Annotated in this window: 20 protein-coding genes and 2 tRNA genes; 15 read left to right on the top strand and 7 right to left on the bottom strand. The window is 65.9% G+C overall.

The window, feature by feature from the left end; genetic code table 11:
* Window positions 1-8 precede the first annotated feature (8 nt).
* The 6 genes from ilvN to pnp all read left to right on the top strand — a co-directional run bounded on the left by ilvN (window position 9) and on the right by pnp (window position 5,880).
* Window positions 9-500: an acetolactate synthase small subunit gene (gene ilvN / locus OOZ48_RS10305; RefSeq protein ID WP_269497984.1), complete on the top strand. Its 492-nt coding sequence runs from the start codon at window positions 9-11 to the stop codon at window positions 498-500.
* 55 nt (window positions 501-555) lie between these two features.
* Window positions 556-1,572, top strand: coding sequence for a ketol-acid reductoisomerase (ilvC, locus tag OOZ48_RS10300; protein ID WP_269497982.1), 1,017 nt, complete (start codon window positions 556-558; stop codon window positions 1,570-1,572).
* A gap of 169 nt (window positions 1,573-1,741) precedes the next feature.
* Window positions 1,742-2,446: a phosphatidylserine decarboxylase gene (locus tag OOZ48_RS10295; RefSeq protein WP_269497981.1), complete on the top strand. Its 705-nt coding sequence runs from the start codon at window positions 1,742-1,744 to the stop codon at window positions 2,444-2,446.
* Window positions 2,421-3,230, top strand: coding sequence for a CDP-diacylglycerol--serine O-phosphatidyltransferase (pssA, locus tag OOZ48_RS10290; RefSeq protein WP_269497978.1), 810 nt, complete (start codon window positions 2,421-2,423; stop codon window positions 3,228-3,230). The genes OOZ48_RS10295 and pssA overlap by 26 nt, the downstream gene beginning before the upstream one ends.
* A 133-nt stretch (window positions 3,231-3,363) precedes the next feature.
* Window positions 3,364-3,633: a 30S ribosomal protein S15 gene (rpsO, locus tag OOZ48_RS10285; RefSeq protein WP_269497976.1), complete on the top strand. Its 270-nt coding sequence runs from the start codon at window positions 3,364-3,366 to the stop codon at window positions 3,631-3,633.
* A gap of 102 nt (window positions 3,634-3,735) precedes the next feature.
* Complete coding sequence (gene pnp / locus OOZ48_RS10280; protein WP_269497973.1) at window positions 3,736-5,880, top strand: polyribonucleotide nucleotidyltransferase; 2,145 nt, start codon at window positions 3,736-3,738, stop codon at window positions 5,878-5,880.
* Window positions 5,881-5,980: 100 nt separating this feature from the next.
* Here pnp and OOZ48_RS10275 read toward each other — a convergent pair whose 3' ends face one another.
* Window positions 5,981-6,961 carry an NAD(P)H-quinone oxidoreductase gene (locus tag OOZ48_RS10275; protein ID WP_269497971.1) on the bottom strand — a complete coding sequence of 327 codons (981 nt, stop codon included), beginning with the start codon at window positions 6,959-6,961 and terminating at the stop codon, window positions 5,981-5,983.
* A 217-nt stretch (window positions 6,962-7,178) separates the two neighbouring features.
* On the opposite strand from OOZ48_RS10275, the gene OOZ48_RS10270 reads away from it, so the two are divergent.
* The 3 genes from OOZ48_RS10270 to OOZ48_RS10260 all read left to right on the top strand — a co-directional run bounded on the left by OOZ48_RS10270 (window position 7,179) and on the right by OOZ48_RS10260 (window position 9,873).
* Window positions 7,179-8,024, top strand: coding sequence for a 4'-phosphopantetheinyl transferase family protein (locus tag OOZ48_RS10270; protein WP_269497969.1), 846 nt, complete (start codon window positions 7,179-7,181; stop codon window positions 8,022-8,024).
* A 67-nt stretch (window positions 8,025-8,091) separates the two neighbouring features.
* A tRNA-Ser gene (locus tag OOZ48_RS10265) sits at window positions 8,092-8,181 on the top strand.
* Window positions 8,182-8,277: 96 nt separating this feature from the next.
* A complete protein-coding gene (locus tag OOZ48_RS10260; RefSeq protein WP_269497968.1) occupies window positions 8,278-9,873 on the top strand; it encodes a transporter substrate-binding domain-containing diguanylate cyclase in 1,596 nt (531 codons plus the stop codon).
* A gap of 274 nt (window positions 9,874-10,147) precedes the next feature.
* On the opposite strand, the gene OOZ48_RS10255 is transcribed toward OOZ48_RS10260, so the two are convergent.
* Window positions 10,148-10,303 (bottom strand): hypothetical protein, encoded by a 156-nt coding sequence (locus OOZ48_RS10255; RefSeq protein ID WP_269497966.1) that lies wholly within the window; start codon window positions 10,301-10,303, stop codon window positions 10,148-10,150.
* Window positions 10,303-11,847, bottom strand: a complete 1,545-nt coding sequence (locus OOZ48_RS10250; protein ID WP_269497964.1) for a Fic family protein — start codon at window positions 11,845-11,847, stop codon at window positions 10,303-10,305. The genes OOZ48_RS10255 and OOZ48_RS10250 overlap by 1 nt, the downstream gene beginning before the upstream one ends.
* 525 nt (window positions 11,848-12,372) lie before the next feature.
* On the opposite strand from OOZ48_RS10250, the gene OOZ48_RS10245 reads away from it, so the two are divergent.
* The 4 genes from OOZ48_RS10245 (at window position 12,373) to OOZ48_RS10230 (ending at window position 14,219) form a co-directional block, all read left to right on the top strand.
* Window positions 12,373-12,588, top strand: a complete 216-nt coding sequence (locus OOZ48_RS10245; RefSeq protein ID WP_269497961.1) for a cold-shock protein — start codon at window positions 12,373-12,375, stop codon at window positions 12,586-12,588.
* Window positions 12,589-12,863: 275 nt separating this feature from the next.
* Entirely contained in the window at window positions 12,864-13,607 is a 744-nt protein-coding gene (tpiA, locus tag OOZ48_RS10240; RefSeq protein ID WP_269497958.1) for a triose-phosphate isomerase, read from the top strand.
* A 19-nt stretch (window positions 13,608-13,626) separates the two neighbouring features.
* Complete coding sequence (gene secG / locus OOZ48_RS10235) at window positions 13,627-14,094, top strand: preprotein translocase subunit SecG (RefSeq protein WP_269497955.1); 468 nt, start codon at window positions 13,627-13,629, stop codon at window positions 14,092-14,094.
* A gap of 40 nt (window positions 14,095-14,134) precedes the next feature.
* Window positions 14,135-14,219, top strand: a tRNA-Leu gene (locus tag OOZ48_RS10230).
* A 102-nt stretch (window positions 14,220-14,321) separates the two neighbouring features.
* On the opposite strand, the gene OOZ48_RS10225 is transcribed toward OOZ48_RS10230, so the two are convergent.
* Window positions 14,322-14,939, bottom strand: a complete 618-nt coding sequence (locus OOZ48_RS10225) for an exopolysaccharide biosynthesis protein (protein WP_269497952.1) — start codon at window positions 14,937-14,939, stop codon at window positions 14,322-14,324.
* Between the two features lie 230 nt (window positions 14,940-15,169).
* Between OOZ48_RS10225 and OOZ48_RS10220 the strand changes: the two genes are divergently transcribed.
* On the top strand, window positions 15,170-15,637 hold the full coding sequence (locus OOZ48_RS10220) for a hypothetical protein (RefSeq protein WP_269497949.1): 468 nt from the start codon (window positions 15,170-15,172) through the stop codon (window positions 15,635-15,637).
* Between the two features lie 109 nt (window positions 15,638-15,746).
* Window positions 15,747-16,292, top strand: coding sequence for a SixA phosphatase family protein (locus OOZ48_RS10215; RefSeq protein ID WP_269497947.1), 546 nt, complete (start codon window positions 15,747-15,749; stop codon window positions 16,290-16,292).
* Window positions 16,293-16,327: 35 nt separating this feature from the next.
* Here the strand turns inward: OOZ48_RS10215 and OOZ48_RS10210 are convergent, their stop codons facing one another.
* The 3 genes from OOZ48_RS10210 to OOZ48_RS10200 are packed head-to-tail and all read right to left on the bottom strand — an operon-like array spanning window position 16,328 to window position 19,243.
* Window positions 16,328-16,837: a DinB family protein gene (locus OOZ48_RS10210; protein WP_269497944.1), complete on the bottom strand. Its 510-nt coding sequence runs from the start codon at window positions 16,835-16,837 to the stop codon at window positions 16,328-16,330.
* The gene (locus tag OOZ48_RS10205; RefSeq protein ID WP_269497942.1) at window positions 16,825-17,811 is read right to left on the bottom strand and encodes an alpha/beta hydrolase family protein; all 987 of its coding nucleotides are present in this window, start codon (window positions 17,809-17,811) and stop codon (window positions 16,825-16,827) included. Before OOZ48_RS10205 ends, OOZ48_RS10210 begins: the two co-directional genes overlap by 13 nt.
* Window positions 17,804-19,243 (bottom strand): aminotransferase-like domain-containing protein, encoded by a 1,440-nt coding sequence (locus OOZ48_RS10200; protein ID WP_269497939.1) that lies wholly within the window; start codon window positions 19,241-19,243, stop codon window positions 17,804-17,806. Before OOZ48_RS10200 ends, OOZ48_RS10205 begins: the two co-directional genes overlap by 8 nt.

Genomic DNA, 19,243 nt, shown 5'->3' with positions numbered 1-19,243 from the left:
GGGAAACCATGAAACACGTGATATCCGTTTTGCTGGAAAACGAGCCTGGCGCACTGTCCCGGGTGGTGGGGCTGTTCTCGGCCCGCGGCTACAACATCGAGACTCTGACCGTCGCCCCCACCGAGGACGCCACGCTCTCGCGCATGACCATCGTCACCGAGGGGTCCGACGAGGTCATCGAGCAGATCACCAAGCACCTCAACCGGCTGGTGGACGTCGTCAAGGTCGTCGACCTGTCCGAGGGCGCCCACATCGAGCGCGAACTCATGCTGATCAAGGTGCGCGCCGTGGGCAAGGAGCGCGAGGAAATGAAACGCATGGCCGAGATCTTCCGCGGACGCATCATCGACGTCACCGACAAGACCTACACCATCGAGCTCACCGGCGTGCAGGAGAAGATCGCGGCGTTCATCGGCGCGCTCGACCGCACGGCCATCCTGGAAACCGTACGCACCGGCGTGTCGGGCATTGGACGCGGCGAACGCGTACTCAAGCTCTGATCCGGCCCTCTGCTTCCCTTTTTCAACCCGAATCCAAGAACAACCGGAGTCATCCATGAAAGTTTTCTATGACAAAGACTGCGACCTGTCCCTGATCAAGGGCAAGAACGTCGCCATCATCGGCTACGGCTCGCAAGGCCATGCCCACGCCCAGAACCTGCACGATTCCGGCGTGAACGTGACCGTCGGCCTGCGCAAGGGCGGCGCCTCCTGGAAGAAAGCCGAAGGCGCCGGCCTGCAGGTCAAGGAAGTCGCCGAGGCGGTCAAGGGCGCCGACGTGGTCATGGTGCTGCTGCCCGACGAGAACATCGCCGAGGTCTACCGCAACCAGATCGCCGGCAACATCAAGGCGGGCGCCGCGCTGGCCTTCGCCCACGGCTTCAACGTCCACTATGGCCAGGTCGTGCCGCGCGCCGACATCGACGTGATCATGATCGCCCCCAAGGCGCCCGGCCACACCGTGCGCAATACCTACACGCAGGGCGGCGGCGTGCCGCACCTGGTCGCCGTGCACCAGGACGTCAGCGGCAAGGCGCGCGACCTGGCCCTGTCCTACGCCATGGCCAATGGCGGCGGGCGCGCCGGCATCATCGAGACCAATTTCCGCGAGGAAACCGAGACCGACCTGTTCGGCGAGCAGGCCGTGCTGTGCGGCGGCACCGTCGAACTCATCAAGGCCGGCTTCGAGACCCTGGTCGAGGCGGGCTATGCGCCCGAGATGGCGTACTTCGAGTGCCTGCACGAGCTCAAGCTGATCGTGGACCTGATCTACGAGGGCGGCATCGCCAACATGAACTACTCGATCTCGAACAATGCCGAGTACGGCGAATACGTCACCGGCCCGCGCATCGTCACCGACGACACCCGCGCCGCAATGCGTCAGGCCCTGGCCGACATCCAGTCGGGCGTCTATGCCAAGAACTTCATCCTGGAAAATGCCGCCGGTGCGCCGGAACTGACCTCGCGCCGCCGCCTCAATGCCGAATCGCAGATCGAGCAAGTCGGTGGCAAGCTGCGTGCGATGATGCCCTGGATCGCCGCCAACAAGCTGGTCGACCAGTCCAAGAACTGATCGCCGCGGTGTACCGGCCAGGCCTGCAAGCCCGGCCGGTCCCCGCAGCACCCCGGGGGCGCACGGCTGAAATGCCGCGCGCCCCGTTTTTTCCGGCGCCGGCCGACCGTTTTGCGCGGTTGCAAAGGGATGATTCCCCGCCGGGAATTGGGTTATCCTTGCGCCTACCATGAAAACTCCCCCATATCCCCATCCCGTGGTGGCGCGCGAAGGCTGGCCCATCCTGGCCATTGCCGTGCTGGTGTCCGTGCTGGTGTCGCTCTGGTCGGGCTGGGCATCCATCCCATTCTGGCTGTTCACGGTGTTCGCCCTGCAGTTCTTTCGCGACCCGGTGCGCGAGGCGCCCGAAGGCGCGGGTGCCGTGCTGTCGCCCGCCGACGGGCGGGTCGTCTGCGTCGAGGACGCTCATGATCCCTACGCCGGCCGCGACGCGCTCAAGATCAGCGTGTTCATGAACGTGTTCAACGTGCACTCGAACCGCTGTCCGGTCGACGGCCGGGTGCGCCTGCTCGAGTATTTTCCGGGGACTTTCTTCAATGCCTCCCTGGACAAGGCCTCGCTCGAGAACGAGCGCAACGCGATGGTGCTCGACACCCCGGACGGCCACGTCGTCACCGCGGTGCAGGTGGCCGGCCTGGTGGCCAAGCGCATCCTGTGCTATGCCTCCGCGGGCCAGGATCTCTACGCGGGCCAGCGTTACGGCTTCATACGCTTCGGTTCGCGGGTGGACGTATACTTGCCACCAGGGGCGCGGCCCCGCGTGGCCATCGGCGACAAGGTGCACGCCACCAGCACGGTGCTGGCCGAGCTGCCCGAGATCTCCGGCGATGCGCCCGCAGCCGGCCCCGATGCCGAAGCGATCCCTGGACATTGATTCGATGACCGACGAAATCCACCGTCGCCGCAGCATCTACCTGCTGCCCAACGCCTTTACCACCGCCAATCTGTTCGCCGGCTTCTACGCCGTGGTCCAGGCCATGAACGGCCGCTTCGAGGTGGCGGCGATCGCCATTTTCCTCGCCATGGTGTTCGACAGCATGGACGGACGCGTGGCGCGCCTGACCAACACCCAGTCGGCTTTCGGCGAGCAATACGACTCGCTGGCCGACATGATCTCGTTCGGCATGGCGCCGGCGCTGGTGATGTACGAGTGGTCGCTGCAGGGGCTGGGGCGCTGGGGCTGGCTGGCGGCATTCGTCTACGTGGTGGGCGCCGCCTTGCGGCTGGCGCGCTTCAATGCCAACATCGGCGTGGTCGACAAGCAATATTTCCAGGGCCTGCCCAGTCCCGCGGCGGCGGCGCTGGTCGCGGGCTACGTCTGGCTGGCGGTGGACAACAAATTTTCCTTTGCCGACGGCATCCTGTCCTGGTCGGCTTTCGGGCTGACGGTCTACGCCGGCCTGGCCATGGTGTCCAACGCGCCGTTTTTCAGCGGCAAGTCCTTCGCCCTGGGGCGCAGCGTGCCGTTCTGGGTGATGCTGGTGGTGGTGGCGGTGTTCGTGTTCGTCTCCAGCGATCCGCCGGTGGTGCTGTTCGGCCTGTTCGTGCTCTACAGCCTGTCGGGGTGGTTCACCTGGGCCTGGCGGGTGCGTCGCGCCCGCCGGCTGGGGCAGCGCCTGCGCGAGGCGGGCGAGGCGCACCAGGATGAGTCCCGCTGACGCCATTCGCGAGCAGGCCTGCAATCCGCTATAATGCCTTGCTTCGCCTATTTCCCGGGCGAATGATTTCAAGTTGTTATATCCCACGGCAGCGCATCCTCGATGCTGCCGCATGTCATTTGAGGACAATGAAATGTCAGTTGCAAATATCGTCAAGTCCGACATCGTCGCGCAATTCCAGCGCGCCCAGGGCGATACCGGATCCCCGGAGGTCCAGGTCGCCTTGCTGACGGCCCGCATCAACGAGCTCACCAGCCACTTCAAGGCGCACACCAAGGATCACCATTCGCGCCGTGGCTTGCTGCGCATGGTCAGCCGGCGCCGCAAGCTGCTCGACTACCTCAAGGGCCGCAACCCGGATTCGTACCGCGCCCTGATCGAAAAACTCGGCCTGCGCAAGTAATGCCCCGGGGCTTGGCTCCCCGCGCATCAACCGCGGACGTCGCGACATCGGTTCGCGGCGACCGCGGTTTTTTTTCGTAAGAATACGTAAGGATAAACTGTAATGTTCAATAAAGTGAGCAAGTCATTCCAGTATGGCCAGCACACCGTCGTCCTGGAAACCGGCGAGATCGCCCGCCAGGCTTCGGGCGCCGTGCTGGTGTCGGTCGACGACACGGTGGTGCTCGCCACGGTCGTGGCCGCCAGGACCCCGAAAGCCGGGCAGGATTTCTTTCCCCTGACCGTCGACTACGTCGAAAAGACCTATGCCGCCGGCAAGATCCCGGGCGGCTTCTTCAAGCGCGAAGGCAAGCCCTCCGAAAAAGAAACCCTCACCTCGCGCCTGATCGACCGTCCGCTGCGTCCCTTGTTCCCCGAGGGCTTCTACAACGACGTCCAGGTCATCATCCACACGATGTCGGTCAACCCCGAGGTCGACCCCGACATTCCCGCCCTGCTGGGCGCCTCGGCGGCCCTGGCGATTTCCGGCATCCCGTTCAACGGCCCCGTGGGGGCGGCGCGCGTCGGCTACATCGATGGGCAGTACGTCCTGAACCCGACCGTCTCGCAGATCAAGGGCGAATCGCAGCTGGACCTGGTGGTGGCCGGCACCGAGGCCGCCGTGCTGATGGTGGAATCCGAGGCCCAGCAATTGCCCGAAGACATCATGCTGGGCGCGGTGGTGTTCGGCCACGAGCAGATGCAGGCCGCCATCAACGCCATCCATGACCTGGTGGCCGAAGCCGGCAAGCCGGAATGGGATTGGCAGCCGGCCCCGCGCAACGAGGCCCTGGCCACCGCCGTCCGTGCGGCCGCCTACGACGGCCTGAAGGAAACCTACCAGATCCGCGACAAGCAGGCCCGCACGGCGCGCCTGCGCGAGGTCTATGCCGAGGTCAAGACCAAGCTCGCCGAGCACGCCGCGGCACGCGGCGACGCGGCGCCCGACAGCGTCGAGGTCGACAACATGCTGTTCGACCTGGAATCCCAGATCGTCCGCGGCCAGATCCTCAACGGCGAGCCGCGCATCGACGGACGCGATACCCGCACCGTGCGCCCGATCAGCATCCGCCTGGGCGTGCTGCCGCGCGCACACGGCAGCGCGTTGTTCACGCGCGGCGAGACCCAGGCGCTGGTGGTCACCACCCTGGGCACCAAGCAGGACGAACAGATCATCGACTCGATCATGGGCGAGTACCGCGACCGCTTCATGTTGCACTACAACATGCCGCCGTTCGCCACCGGCGAGACCGGCCGCTTCGGCGTGCCCAAGCGCCGCGAGATCGGCCATGGCCGCCTGGCCAAGCGCGCGCTGCTGCCGCTGCTGCCCAGCGCCGAGGAATTCCAGTACACGCTGCGGCTGGTGTCCGAGATCACCGAATCGAACGGTTCCTCGTCCATGGCCTCGGTCTGCGGCGGCAGCCTGTCGATGATGGACGCCGGCGTGCCCGTCCGGGATCACGTCGCGGGCGTCGCCATGGGGCTGATCAAGGAAGGCGGCAAGTTCGCCGTGCTGACCGACATCCTGGGCGACGAGGACCACCTCGGCGACATGGACTTCAAGGTCACCGGCACCGTCACCGGCGTGACCGCCCTGCAGATGGACATCAAGATCCAGGGCATCACCAAGGAAATCATGCAGGTCGCTCTGGCCCAGGCCCGCGAAGGCCGGCTGCACATCCTCGGCAAGATGCGCGAGGCCATCGACGGCTCGCGCAACGAGCTGTCCGATTTCGCGCCGCGCATGCTGCGCCTGAAGATCAACCCCGAAAAGATCCGCGACGTGATCGGCAAGGGCGGGGCGACCATCCGCGCCCTGACCGAGGAAACCGGCACCCAGATCGACATCGGCGACGACGGCACCATCACCATCGCCAGCGCCGACCTGGACCGCGCCCACGAGGCCGAACGCCGCATCAAGGAACTGACTGCCGAGGTCGAGGTCGGCCAGGAGTACGAGGGCACCGTCCAGCGCCTGCTGGACTTCGGCGCCATCGTCCAGGTGCTGCCGGGCCGCGACGGCCTGCTGCACATCTCCGAGATCGCCAACTACCGCATCGCCGACATCAACGACGTGCTCAAGGTCGGCCAGACGGTGCGCGTCAAGGTCCTCGAGGCCGATGACCGCGGCCGCCTGCGCCTGTCGGTCAAGGCCCTCGGCGGCATCGAGCTCCAAGGCGGACCCAGCGCCCCCGTGGCGGCCGACTAAGGTTTGTCGACCCGCGCGGCCCGCGGGCCGCGCCTCATGGAAAAAAGGATGCCGTTTGCCGGCATCCTTTTTTCCTGGTGGATTCGGATGGGGCCCCGCGCTATTGGGCCGCCAGCACGATTTTCCCGATCTGTTCGCCCGCGTCCATCATGGCGTGCGCGCGGGCGGCCTCGCGCAAGGGGAAGGTCGCATGGATCACCGGGCGGATGGTGCCGGCCGAGAGCAGCGGCCATACACGCTCGCGCAGCGCGCGGGCAATCGCCGCCTTGACCTCGACCGGGCGGGCCCGCAGGGTCGAGCCGGTCACGGTCAATCGCCGGCGCATCACCTGTCCGCAGTTCAAGGTGCCCTTGGCGCCGCCCAGCAATGCGATGATGACCAGCCGGCCGTCGTCGGCCAGGATGTCGATGTTGCGCGGCAGGTAGTCGCCGGCAACCATGTCCAGGATCACGTCCACGCCGCGCCCCTGGGTGAGTTCGCGGATGTCGGCCACGAAATCCCGGGTCTTGTAGTTGATGCCGCGCGCGGCGCCCAGCGCCTCGATGGCCTCGACCCGTTCATCGCTGCCGGCCGTGGCATAGACCGTATGGCCCAGCGCGGTCGCCAGGCGGATCGCAGTGGTGCCGATGCCGCTGGCGCCACCGTGCACCAGCAGGGTCTCGCCCGGCGCGAGGCCGCCGCGGTCGAAGACATTGGTCCAGACGGTGAAATACGTCTCGGGCAGGGCGGCGGCCTCGACGAGGGATAGGCCCTCGGGGACCGGCAGGCATTGCACGGCCGGCGCCACGCAGTACTGCGCATAGCCTCCGCCGGCCACCAGGGCGCAGACCTCGTCGTTCATCTGGAACCCGCCGGCAGCCGGATCACCGCCGACGATCCGGCCGGCGATCTCGAGGCCTGGCAGGTCCGAAGCCCCCGCGGGCGGCGGATAGCTGCCCTGGCGCTGGAAGACATCAGGCCGGTTGACGCCGGCGGCGGCAACCTCGATCAGGACTTCGCCCGGCCCGGGCACGGGATCGGGGCGCTCGACCCAGCGCAGGACCTCGGGGCCGCCGGGTTGGGAAATTTCAATGGCATGCATCGTTGGGGCTCCTGTGTGTGCACAAAGCGTTCACCGCGGCGGCCTCGGATGTCGTGCCCCAGGCCGCGCGCACGGGGCGAATCGGTACGAGAATGCCCTCTATTATGCGCTACACTGACACGCCGCCATGGGCGGAAGGCCCCGGCGGCCTTGACGGCGCGCTCCTCGCGCATCCGGGGCCGGGCGATGCGTTGGTTTCAGGCGGGGAGGGTGCCACGTGGTCTGCGGTGTCACGCGCGACGGCAAGCAGCCGCCGGGGGCGGCGGTCGAGGTCTTTGCCGGTGCCGTGCCGGCCGATGACCCCGCCTGGATGGGACAACGCCTGGCGCGTGCCGAGTTGGCGCAGGCGGCACGCTTCGTGCACGCGGCCGATCGGCGTGCCTACCTCGCAGCGCACGCATTGCTGCGCGTCGCTCTGGATCACGTCGCCGGCCGGCGTGGAAAATGGGTGTTCGAGGCCGATACGTACGGCAAGCCCAGGCTTCGCAATTCAAAGCCCCAGCTGTTTTTCAGTATGTCCCACGCTCGCGGTCGGGTCGCGGTGGCGGTTTCGCGCCACGGGCCAGTCGGCGTCGACGTCGAGACGGACGATCGTGCGCATGCCCTGTCCGGCATGGACGAGGCGTGGCTATCGGCGAGCGAACGGTGCGCGCTTGCGCGGATGTCGGGCGATGGTCGCGGCGAACAGCGCCTGGCCTGGTGGGTGGCCAAGGAGGCGCTGGTGAAGGCGCTGGGCCTGGGGCTGCGCCAGCCTTTGCACGAACTGGAGCTTCCGGTGTTTTCGGCGCCGGATGGGGTGTGCCGCTGGCCGGCGGATGCCGGGCTCACCGCTGCGGGCGCCTGGATGCACGCCTTGCATTTGCCGCCCGCATTTGGGCCACGAACATCCGCCGCCTGGCCCCTGCGGGTGTTTCGCGGCGCGGGCTTCCGCCTGGGACTGGCCGTGCGCTGGCCCAGCGCAAACGGCCCCGTGCCTGGCGACGTCCGTACGCCCGCCCCCGCCATTGCCTTGCACGAGTTGTCTCTGGATTCGGCCGTACCGGTTTTCATTGCCTCTGCTTGATGGGGATATCCGCGCTGATCGGGCTGTCGGCCCAGGATTATGCGTTACACTCTCTGGCTTCACCCGTGGAAGCGTGCCAGAGCGGTTGAATGGACCGGTCTTGAAAACCGGCGATGGGGCAACCCATCCGTGAGTTCGAATCTCACCGCTTCCGCCAGCAGGCCGTTCCCGATGGGTCCGGGCGCGCCCCAGACATCTAACGTGGCCCATGCTGCCGCCCGTCGCCGCTCAACACGGCCGGGCGGATTTTTCAATGGCCGGGGCCTTGTACGTCATCCACACGCTGCTGCAGTTCATTCGCCGGCATCGCGTCCGTCTTGCCGGGCTCGTGCTGTGCGCCGGGCTGAGTGCCGCACCGGTTGCCGCCGCGGCCTGCGACGGCGAGCGATTCGTGCGCCTGACCGCGGCGGTGGAATTCGACCCCGCGGAACTGGCGGAATTCCGCGCCATGCCTGCCTTGCGCATCGCCTCCATGGACGCCGCGCCCATGACGCGCTACGACCCGGGGCAGGGCACCTATACGGGCATCAGCGTCGACGTGCTGTGCTTCATTGCCGGCCGGCTGGGCTTGCGCTACGAGATCATCCCGGGGCGCGACCAGACCGTCGCCGAAAAAATCCGTCAGGTCCAGGCGGACGAAATCGACATGTTGATGCCGCTGAGCCAATTGCCCGAGCGTACGCAGCGCGGCATTTTTACGGCGCCCTATTACGAAAGCTACTACGCCATCATCGCCCGCAAGGGGCGGCACCTCCCGATCGACGGCCTGGCCGACCTCGCGCGTTATCGCGTCGGGATCGTGGAGGGCGTCTCGCTGGGCCCGGCCCTCGCCCAGGTCGTGCCGGCGGGCCAACTGCGGACCTTCGACCAATCGGTCACCGAGGATGGCCTGTTCCAGGCGGTGCGCAATGGCGAGATCGACGTGGCCGTGTTCAACAAGAACATTTTCATCGAAAAGCGCTACCAGCATGAGTTCTTCGACCTGGAGGTCGCCCATACTCTCTACCACTATCCGCGCGCCTATCGGTTCTACTTCAGCCGTACGCCGCGCCACCAGCGCATTGCGGCGGCCTTCGACCGCTATCTGGAGGCGATGGACATTTCGGACTCCATCGTGGCGCATGAAGATGCCGAGCGCCGGTTCTTCGACCAATACGTGACGCAGCGCAGCCAGCGCATCCTGTTGCAGGGGGCCAGCGTGGCCGCCGCGCTGCTGGCCCTGGCGTTCTACCTGGCGCTGCGCAAGTATCGCCGGCTGACGCATCTGCTGGCCGACAGCAATCGGCATGTGCTGCAACAGCAACAGGCCTTGCGGGCCGCCTACGAGGAACTGGAAAAGCAGAGCCAGACCGACATGCTGACGCATCTGGCCAATCGCCGCCACTTCGACCAGGCGCTGGCGCGCGAGCATGGGCGCTGCCTGCGCACGGGTTCGCCCCTGAGCCTGCTGCTGATCGACGTCGACCATTTCAAGCAAGTGAACGATCACTACGGCCACGCCGTGGGTGACGACTATCTGCGCGCCGTCGCCAAGGTCCTGGCGCGCAGCGTGACCCGCTCCGCGGACCTGGCCGCACGCTACGGCGGCGAGGAATTCGCTTGCCTGCTGCCTGATACCACCATGGACGACGCGTGCGTGGTCGCCGAGCGGATCCGCGAGGGCGTGTCACAGCTGGAACTGCCCAATGTCCGGGCCGGCACCACGCGATTGACCCTGAGCATCGGCATCGCCACCTTGTCGGGCGGCGCAGCCGGCGCGCGGGAATTGGTGGCCCGGGCTGATGCTCAGCTCTATGCCGCCAAGCGCGCGGGGCGCAATTGCATTCGCACCGCGGTGCTCGACAGCTGAGCGCGGCGGCCCTGTACAATGTGCCCTCGGCGCTAGCGAGGGCGGGACGAGGTTCCGTACGGGCGATCGCCGATGGATCATTTTGAACGCATTGCCCGAGTGGTGAAATCGGTAGACACAAGGGACTTGAACAATTTGAGCCTCCGGGGGGAAACGCCCGGAGTGAAGCCCGTCAAAGTCGGCGAACGCCCTGGATACGACCGTATCCGAGCCAACGCCGAGCCAAGCCCGTGCCGCAAGGCGGGGGAAGGTGTAGAGAGCAGACGGCGGGCACCTACGGCCGCAAGGCTATGGTGAAGGCGTGCTCCAGACCACGAACGGTGCGCGCACCGGCGGCGAAAGCCGAAGTGGCAAGAAAATCCCTGGCCGAAAGGCGTGCCGGTTCGAGTCCGGCCTCGGGCACCACTGATGCGTCTACGACGTCGAACATCACTCTTCGTCGGCACCCACAGCTCGTTCTTCGAATGCGGAGCGCACGGCTTCTACCACACGTTCCGCCCGATGGGCATTGTCCAGCTGTGGATACGCTTTCTTCAGCTTGCCGGACACCTGCCAGCCGTTTTCCTTGAGAGAGCGAATGACGCGGTTCGCGTCCTGATCCGACATTTCCAGCACCTCCTTGAGCCGCTCCTGAGCACGTTGGAAGATGATCAGCACACGGGCCTCATCGGCCATTTCGGTGCGAACCGTATGCGCAACGACCTGCGCTGTGTACAGGACGTGCTCGGTCAAGTCGGGATAGCGCCATGCGAATTGCGCGTCGTCGTAGTCATCGAAGACCAGGTTGCTCCGGGTACCATCCTCGTAGACGGCGAGTTCGCCAAATCGGTAGGATGTGGCGTAGCGTTGCATGAATGGCCGCGAAAACACTTCCAGCGTACGGTCGTAGCGCGTCCGGAAATCGATCGAGCTCGTGATGGTGGCCGACACCGGCAGGATCACGCCATCAGGCACCGCCTTATCGCGGATCAGGGTGTCGTTGATCAGGAAGCGATGGATCCGGCCATTGCCATCCCGCATCGGGTGTATATACACAAAGGCGAAGGCAAGTGCCGCGGCCCGGGCCAGCGGCTCGGCGCCCCGTGTCGCCAACTCGAATGCTTTCAGGCCATCGAGCTGTTGCGGCAGCGTCTCATATTGCGGGGCAATGTAGTGCACGATATCCTCGCGCATGGTCGCCTGCCCCACGAAGACAGGTGAGCGCCGCAGGCCCAGTCCGACGGCATCATGGCCCAAAATACCGGCTTGCAACGTGTGCAGACTGTCCTGGCTCAGCGGATCCTCGATATGGCCACAGTACTTGGCGATCACATGGGCAAATCGCTGGACCCTGTCGGCCTTGTCTGCTTCCTTCTCGATGAGAAAGCTCGCACGCGATTCCTTGAACGTCAGCCAACTGGCCGTGCGCATCAGGATGTCGGCGCCAAAGGTCTGGTACAACTCGCGCAGTGCGGCATCCAGGTCGAATTGCAGCGCTTCCTGTACGGCCTCGGTACGGCGGACCATGGGGCAAAACCCCGGTACGCCGGGAAGGTTGTCGTTGATGCGCCAGCGTCGCATCCGCAGCGGCTTGACGCGGGTCAGGTACCGCCGCGGCGAAATGGCATCGACGTAGCCGCCATTGGTCACATCCGGCACATCCAGATGCTGCCCGGTCAGCCACTCGTACAGGAATCCGGTGCGGCGGGCATATTGGCCGAAAGGCGCTTGTCGGCACCAGGCTTCGATGGGTTCTGGGCCAGCCGCCGCAAACAGACGGGCGAAAAATTCGATGTGAATTTCTTCGTACTTGAGTCCAAACTCGAAAAGTCCCGCGAAGTCATCCGTCGGCTGGTAGCTGGCGGGGTACTTGTTTTCAACATATCCGTTGCTCTCGCGGCTCACGCGTGTCGTGCCGATCACTGACTCGACGCGCAGGGGTTGTGCGAGTGCGATACCGTAGCGGTCGGCGAGTGCCTTGAAGCCTACTTGCATTGCCGAATTTCCTAACGAGAGCCAAAAAATGATACTCAGGAGGATATAGTACGTGAAAACGATAATTCAGTGGATGCAAAAACGCTAATATCTGCTTGAATTTGATAACAATCAGGCTATTTACGCCGAAAACGACAAAATTGTCCGAGGCCCTCGGTCCTGGGCCTGGGGCAGGGCGAAGGCCTTGCGCGGCGACGCTTTTCGACCATGCTGCGCGATACGCCCATATCGGCCGCAATCTCGGCGTCCGTCCAGTCTTCCAGACGAAGCCGGATATGGGTCTTCTGGCAAGCCAGGGGCAGCTCCTCCAGCACGATTTCTACTTTGCACAGACCGGATTCTGACGTTGCATCAACAAACAGAGCCATATCGGTTGACACAGAGGTTGCGGCGGCTTACCCTAGGCGCCGATGGATGGTTGGGTTGGTTATTTGCATCCGCGCCCACGACAGGGTGCCGATTCGTATATTTCACGCCTGGTGATCCTGCCTCTGAGCATATGCTCGCAATCAACAGGAGTTCTACATGAGTACGCAACGCGAATTCGGCATTGTCAAATGGTTCAACGACGACAAGGGCTTTGGCTTCATCACGCCCGAGGGCGGCGGCAAGGACCTTTTCGTTCATTTTTCGGAAATCACCGGCAACGGCCACCGCAGCCTTCAGGAAAACCAGCGCGTCAGCTATATCGCGGGCATGGGCCAGAAAGGCCCGCAAGCCCAGTCGGTCGAGGCCGCCTGATCCACGTCGGATCCAGAACAGGCCCGGATCCTTTGCGATGCCGGGCCTCGGGCCATCAGGCCCCCACAGGCAGTGACATGCGGCGGGACCGGGCCTCGGCCTAGGCCTGCCGCCGGCCTTTTCGTCCGAAAAAGTCACTGGCTCGCCGCTGTTTGGCGGCGGACGTCCTTGAAACAAACGCGCTACAATACAGGGTTACTCAATTCTGCCGGAATCGGTGCCTTGGTTTGGGGCGCCGATTCCCGGCGGATTTCGTCTGATGGGATCAACCATACATGAGCCATACCCGCAAGCGCCTTGTCATGGGCAACTGGAAGATGCACGGCAGCTTCGCGGCCAATGCCGCGCTGCTCGATGAACTGGTGGCCGAGGCCCCGCAGGCCGGGGACGCCGAGGTCGCGGTATGCGCGCCGTTTCCCTACCTGGCCCAGTTGCAGGGCACCCTCGCGGGCTCGCCGATTTCCTGGGGCGCCCAGGACGTCAGCATCCACACGCAGGGCGCCTACACCGGCGAGGTCTCGGCCGGCATGCTGGCGGATTTCGGCTGCACCTGGGTGTTGTGTGGACACTCCGAGCGCCGCGCCCTGCATGGTGAAACCAGCGACCAGGTCGCGGCCAAGGCGGCGACCGCCCTGGCCGCCGGCCTGACCCCGGTGGTGTGCGTGGGCGAGACCCTCGACGACCGCGACGGCGACCAGGTCGAATGCGTCATCGGTGACCAGCTCGAGCCGGTGCTGGCCCTCGGCACCGAGGCCCTGGGACGCCTGGTCATCGCCTACGAGCCGGTCTGGGCGATCGGCACCGGGCGCACCGCCACGCCGGAACAGGCGCAGGCCGTTCATGCCTTCATTCGCCAATCCCTGACGCAACAGGGCGCCGGCCAGGTGCGCATCCTGTACGGCGGCAGCGTCAAGGCCGGCAACGCCGCCAGCCTGTTCGCCCAGCCCGACATCGACGGCGCCCTCGTGGGCGGCGCCTCGCTCGTGGCCCAAGAATTCCTGAACATAGCGGCCGCCTGAGGCCCGGAGTCCCCTGATCATGCAATGGATGTCCTCGCTCCTGTTGACCCTCCAGGTCATTTCCTCGATCCTGATCATCGTGCTGGTCCTGCTGCAGCAGGGCAAGGGCGCTGACATGGGCGCTGCCTTCGGCAGCGGCTCGGCAGGCAGCGTGTTCGGATCCGCGGGCGCGGCCAACTTCCTGTCGCGCGCCACCAAGTGGGCGGCGGTCGTGTTTTTCGTGACCACCGGCGCCCTGGCCTGGGTTGCGCACCATCCTTCGGGCTCGCCCCTCGAAGGCGGCGTGATGCAGGGTTTCACGGCCCCGGACAAGAACGTCGCCCCGGCGGGTTCCGCAGTACCCTCGGTCGGCTCCGCCGTCCCCGCCGCCGGCGATACGGCCGCATCCGGCAATGCCGCCTCCGCCGTGCCGTCGGCCACGGGCGTCCCGTCCGTGGACAAGGCGGCGCAATCCGATCCCTCGGTCCCCAGCGTGCCCGCGAAATAAGGAATCATGCTAGAATGCCGCTCTTTGCCGAGAGGCAGACGCCGTCGTGGTGGAATTGGTAGACACGCTATCTTGAGGGGGTAGTGGCGAAAGCTGTGCGAGTTCGAGTCTCGCCGACGGCACCACCGAATAGTCACGGAAGGTCTAAAAAGCCCGTAAGAATCGACGTCTTACTGGCTTTTTTGCCGCCGGGCCGTCCTTGTCATCCTGGGCAATAGCAGGCCCTCCTACCCCAGCAAGGCCCCCCCCGCCCACCAGGCCGCATACAGCAGCACGCCGAAGTAGACGATGGTCAGCACTGTGCCCAGGTAGCCCAGCAGCACGAACACGCCATCGCGCTGGATCATGCCAATGGTCAGCAGCAGGATGCCCACGGCCGGCGCGGTGTTGGAGAACGGGATCAGCCCGAAAGGCGCCATGAGCAGCAGGCCGCCCAGGACCAGCACGCAGCCGTTGAACATCGTCATGCGGCCGGCGGTGATGTGCAGCGCACGGGGTCGCACCCAGGCATCGATGCGCGATACGAGGTTCACCCCTTTGCGCATGATGGGCACCAGCTTGGCGGATTCCAGGCGGCGATCGAGGATGCGGTCGGGCAGCCACGGCATGCGGTTCAGGGTGATGGCGACCCCCAGCAGAACGATGGCCGCCCCGAATACCGTGGAGACCCCCGGTATGGAAACGGGGAACAGAAAGGGCAGGGTCGCGAGTGCGCACAGCAGCAGCAGCCCCTGTTCGCCGATGGCGGCCACCAGTTCACGGAAAGTCACGGTTTCGCCGCGTATGCCATCGATGGCTTGAGTCAGTGTGGCACTGAGCGTGCTCGAGGTGTCGTCGAATTGCATGAAATCCCGGAATATCAGATGGACGATCCGCGTCTTGCCGCGGGCCGTTGCGCCGGACGCGCACAGTTGGAGGAGCCGTCGAGATTGTAGTATCCGATCCCTGCCATAGCCAGCATGTACGACACCGCCTCGCCGCTAAATTTCCGGTCCCACCGGCCGTAGATCATGCTAGGAGTCGCTGATATCCTGAGCGGCCCGCACACCGGATCTTTCAACGAGGCATCGCAGTCATGAGCGCTCTTGAGGCGGTGGCTTTCTCCACGACGCCCGCGGCGGCCGGCGTATCGACCCCCGCCCGCCGGGATACGCCTGCAGGCGAGGTTCATCTGGGCCTGCGCACTGCCGGCACGGCCTCGATTTCCGATGCCGGCCGGGCGCTGGCCGACGCCGTGGGCGGGGCGCGTGGTTCCGATGACATCGAGGACAGCAATCTGCCCGACCAGATCAAGAGCGTACTGCGCCACATCCGCGAACTGCGCCGCATGCTCGAACAACTGGTTCTCCAATTACGGCAGGTACAGGCCGATGCCCGGATGGAAACCCTGGTCAGGCGGGCTCGCGAGCAGCAGCTGCAGGCCCGGATCTCGACGTATAACGCGGCGATGATCGCAGCCATGCACAAGCTCAACAGTCTGATGAACCGCGTGGGCCTGGACAGCGCGCAGAAAATGGCCACGGTGCGACTGGCCTTGAAATAAGCTTTTTTCCCCATGTCCGCCGAATTCTGACATCATGGTCTCGAGACAAGAGACCTATTGCGTGCAGGCCGTGCGCGGCGCTGGCGCATGCGCTGCCTCAGGAGGCGACATGAGCATCCCGGAACCCTCGAGGCGCCGCCTCATGCTGTTGCGCCACGCCAAATCCGACTGGCCCGACGGCGTCGATGATCACGACAGGCCGCTGCTGGCGGGGCGCGGCCGGCAAGCCGGCGCCCTGATGGGCACGTACATGGCAAAGGAAGGCCTGGTGCCCGACCTCGCCCTCGTGTCGACGGCCCGCCGTGCACAGGAGACCTGGGCCTTGGCGGGCCTGGCCTTCGTCCCGCCGGTCGCCCGGCGCGACGAGCCGCGCATCTATGAGGCGGCCGTCGGGTCGCTGTTCGAGGTCGTTCGCGAGGCCGACGCCCAGGTCCGTACCTTGCTGCTGGTCGGCCATAATCCGGGGCTTCATGGCCTCGCCCTCACGCTGGTCGGGGCGGGCGGCGCGGAGGATCTGGCCCTCCTGCGCGCCAAATACCCGACGGCCGGATTGGCCGTGATCGATTTCGGTGTCGGGGGCTGGGACCGGTTGCGGCCCGCCACGGGCACGCTCGAGCGCTTCGTGACGCCGCGCTCGATAGACCCGGCGCGCTGACACGGACGCCGCGTCCGCGGCCCGGCCACGATTCCTTATAAGGCCGGCGGCAGCGACGGGCAGGCAATCAGGTCCGTCACCCCGAAATCGTGGCCCAGCCTCGAGATCAGCGCCGTGACTTGGCCGCGATGGTGGGTCTGGTGGTTGAACAGGTGCAGCAGGATGAATCCACGGGTGTGCGTCTTTTGCTGCGGCACGGATAAGGAGGTGTACGTCAGCGGGGCGTCCAGGTGTTCGGGCCGCATGGCCAATACCAGGTCCTCGAGGTCGGCGGCGGTTTGCCGGTGCTCGCGGGCCAAGGCCTGGAAATCGGCGTACAGCTCCTGGTCCAGGCCGGCGACCTTGAACGGCTGCCCCCGCAGCCTGCCCAGCCATACGCGGTCGGCCAGCAGGATATGGTTCAGGGTGCCGTGAATGCTGCCGAAAAAAGCATCCATGTCCAGCTTGCGCTCGTCGTCGCTCATCTCGGCGCAGACCGTGTACAGCTGATCGTTCATCCAGCGGTTATAGCGGGCCTTGATGTGCAGTATCTCTAGTCCGTGCATGGCGCCATGTCCTCCGTCACCTCGTCGACGCCCGCCGTGGATCGTGCGGGCATGAGTGTCATGCGACCCGGGAAGTGCGCCGGCAGGTCCGCCGTTTGCAGCCATTCCAGGGCATAGGGCCACAGCACGTCCCGAAAGCGCTCGTGGAAAAATGCGAAATGGCCGATCCGTGCCAGGCCGAGGTCCTGCGGATGGATGCACAGGTGGCGGCGCTCGCTTGCGCGGTAATACCTCAGCAGCCGATCCAGGGCCGCCTCGGTGCCGTAAGGATCGTCCTCGGTGCCCACGGCCAGGATCGGTGCCGTGACGCGCTCGAAATTCCGCGCCAGGGCGGCCGCTTCCGGCCCGCCGTCCGGTGTCCTGGCGCCGCGACGCACCGAATCCTCGAAGCGCGGCGTCATGCGCGCCCAGTCCAATGCCACGCCTTTGGGGGTGTCCTCCATCCAGCCCAGGCGCTTGGCCGGCACGTGGCCCAGCGCGTGGGCGAGGATCGGCATCAGCACATGCCATTTCAGGTACATGCCGCGGCGCTTGCCCGGCATGTAGTCGCGCCAATAGGCGAACTGCGCGCCCATGGTGAATATCCGGCGGATCCGGCCCGCCGACTGCGCCAGGCCGATGACGAAGCCGCCGATCGAGTGGCCCACCACATCGATCGGCTGCCCCGGGAAATTCAGGGCGGCATATTGCAGCGCGCCCTCGAAGTCCTTTTGTCCCCAATCGATCCAGTCGGCGTCGAGCCGGCGCAGCGAACCCCGGCGGGACTCTCCGATGCCGCGGTAGTCGTAGGTCAGGACGTCCCAGCCATGTTCGTGGAGGTAATCGGCGAATCGCGAATAGTAGTGGCAGCGCACCGCGGTGGCCGAGTTGATGAGGGCGACGGGTCGCGGGTGTCCGGCGGCCGTGGTGTGACGCCATTGAAAGCCGCCCAGCGGATAGCCGTCAGTGGCGGACATCAGGATGGGCTCAGGCACGCAATCGCTCCATTGCAGCAGGATCCAGCAGGGCGCGCGCGGCCTCGCCGATCCTGCGCACGGCCCACTCGGTCCGTGCATCGAAGGCGCAGGCGTGGCTCAGGCGCATGCAGTTGCGGTATTTGCCCGCGGCGGAAAAGATGTCGCCGTGGGCGATGACGATGCCGCTGTCGCGCAGCATCGGGTCCAGGGTGTGCGTGTCGAAGAGTTCGGGCAGCTCGACCCACAGTGTAAAGCCGCCGCGCGGCTGGCTGACGCGTGTCCCCTCGGGGAAATAGCGCCGTATCCATTCGGTCATGATGTCGCGCTGGCGCTGGTACTGGCGCCGCATCCGCCGCAGGTGCGTCGGATAATGGCCCTTGCGCAGGAATTCGGCGACCGCGATCTGCGGCAGCGGCGCGGTCGGCCCCGAATTGGTGTATTTCATGCGCAGCACTTTGTCGAAATAGCGCCCAGGGGCGATCCAGCCCACCCGCAGCCCGGGCGCCAGGGTCTTGGAAAAGGAGCTGCACAGCAGCACCCGGCCGTCCTCGTCCAGCGCCTTCAGGGCGGGCGGCCTGGGCCAGCCGTAGGCCAGGTCGCCGTAGATGTCGTCCTCGATGATGGGCACGTCGAAGCGCTGCGCCAGGCGGATCAGGCCCAGCCGGCGGTGCTGGGGCATGGTATAGCCCAGGGGATTGTTGGCGTTCGGAATGACCTGGATCGCCTTCACGGGCCAGCGCTCCAGCGCCAGCTCCAAGGCCTCGAGGCTGATTCCCTGCAGCGGGTCGCAGGGGATCTCGAAGACCTGGACGCCGGCTTCCTTGAGGATCTGCATCATGCCGTGATAGCTGGGTGAGGCGATGGCCACGATGTCGCCGGGCGCGCACAGGACGCGCACCGCGCAGCTGAGGGCCTCCTGGCAGCCGGTGGTGATGATCAGCGCGTCGGGGGTGGCGCGGTATCCGGCGTCCGCCGCCAGCCTGGCCAGCTGTTCCCGCAGGGCCGGCACCCCTTGGATGTCGTTGTAATGCAGGCTGGCGATGCCCGCATGCCGTCCTTCACGCGCAAGCGCAGCCTGCAGCGGCCGCAGCGTCGGGGTGTCCACGTCGGGCATGCCCCGGCCCAGCTGGACGGTTTCGCCCTCGCGTTCGAGGTCGAGCAGGTCCTGGACCTGCCCCCAATCCGTGACGTCGGTGGGCCGCAGGTTGGGCTTGCCCATTTGCGGCAGTTCGGGCGCGCGGCGCGCAGCCGGCACGTACCAGCCGGAGCGGGGCCGGGCCTCGACCAGGCCCGACATTTCCAGCCAGCGATAGGCCTGCTGCACCGTCGTCAGGCTGACGCCGTATTCAAGGCTGAGGGTGCGCACCGACGGCAGGCGGTCGCCCGCCGCGTGCAGCCCCTGCTCGATGCGGGAGCCCAGGGTGGTGGCGAGGTCGAGGTAGCGGCTCAT

This window comes from Castellaniella sp. S9, from assembly GCF_027257175.1.
In the GTDB taxonomy this organism is placed as follows: domain Bacteria; phylum Pseudomonadota; class Gammaproteobacteria; order Burkholderiales; family Burkholderiaceae_B; genus Castellaniella.
The sequence above is the reverse complement of the archived record's forward strand: the minus strand, read 5'-3'. Positions and strand labels throughout refer to the sequence as shown.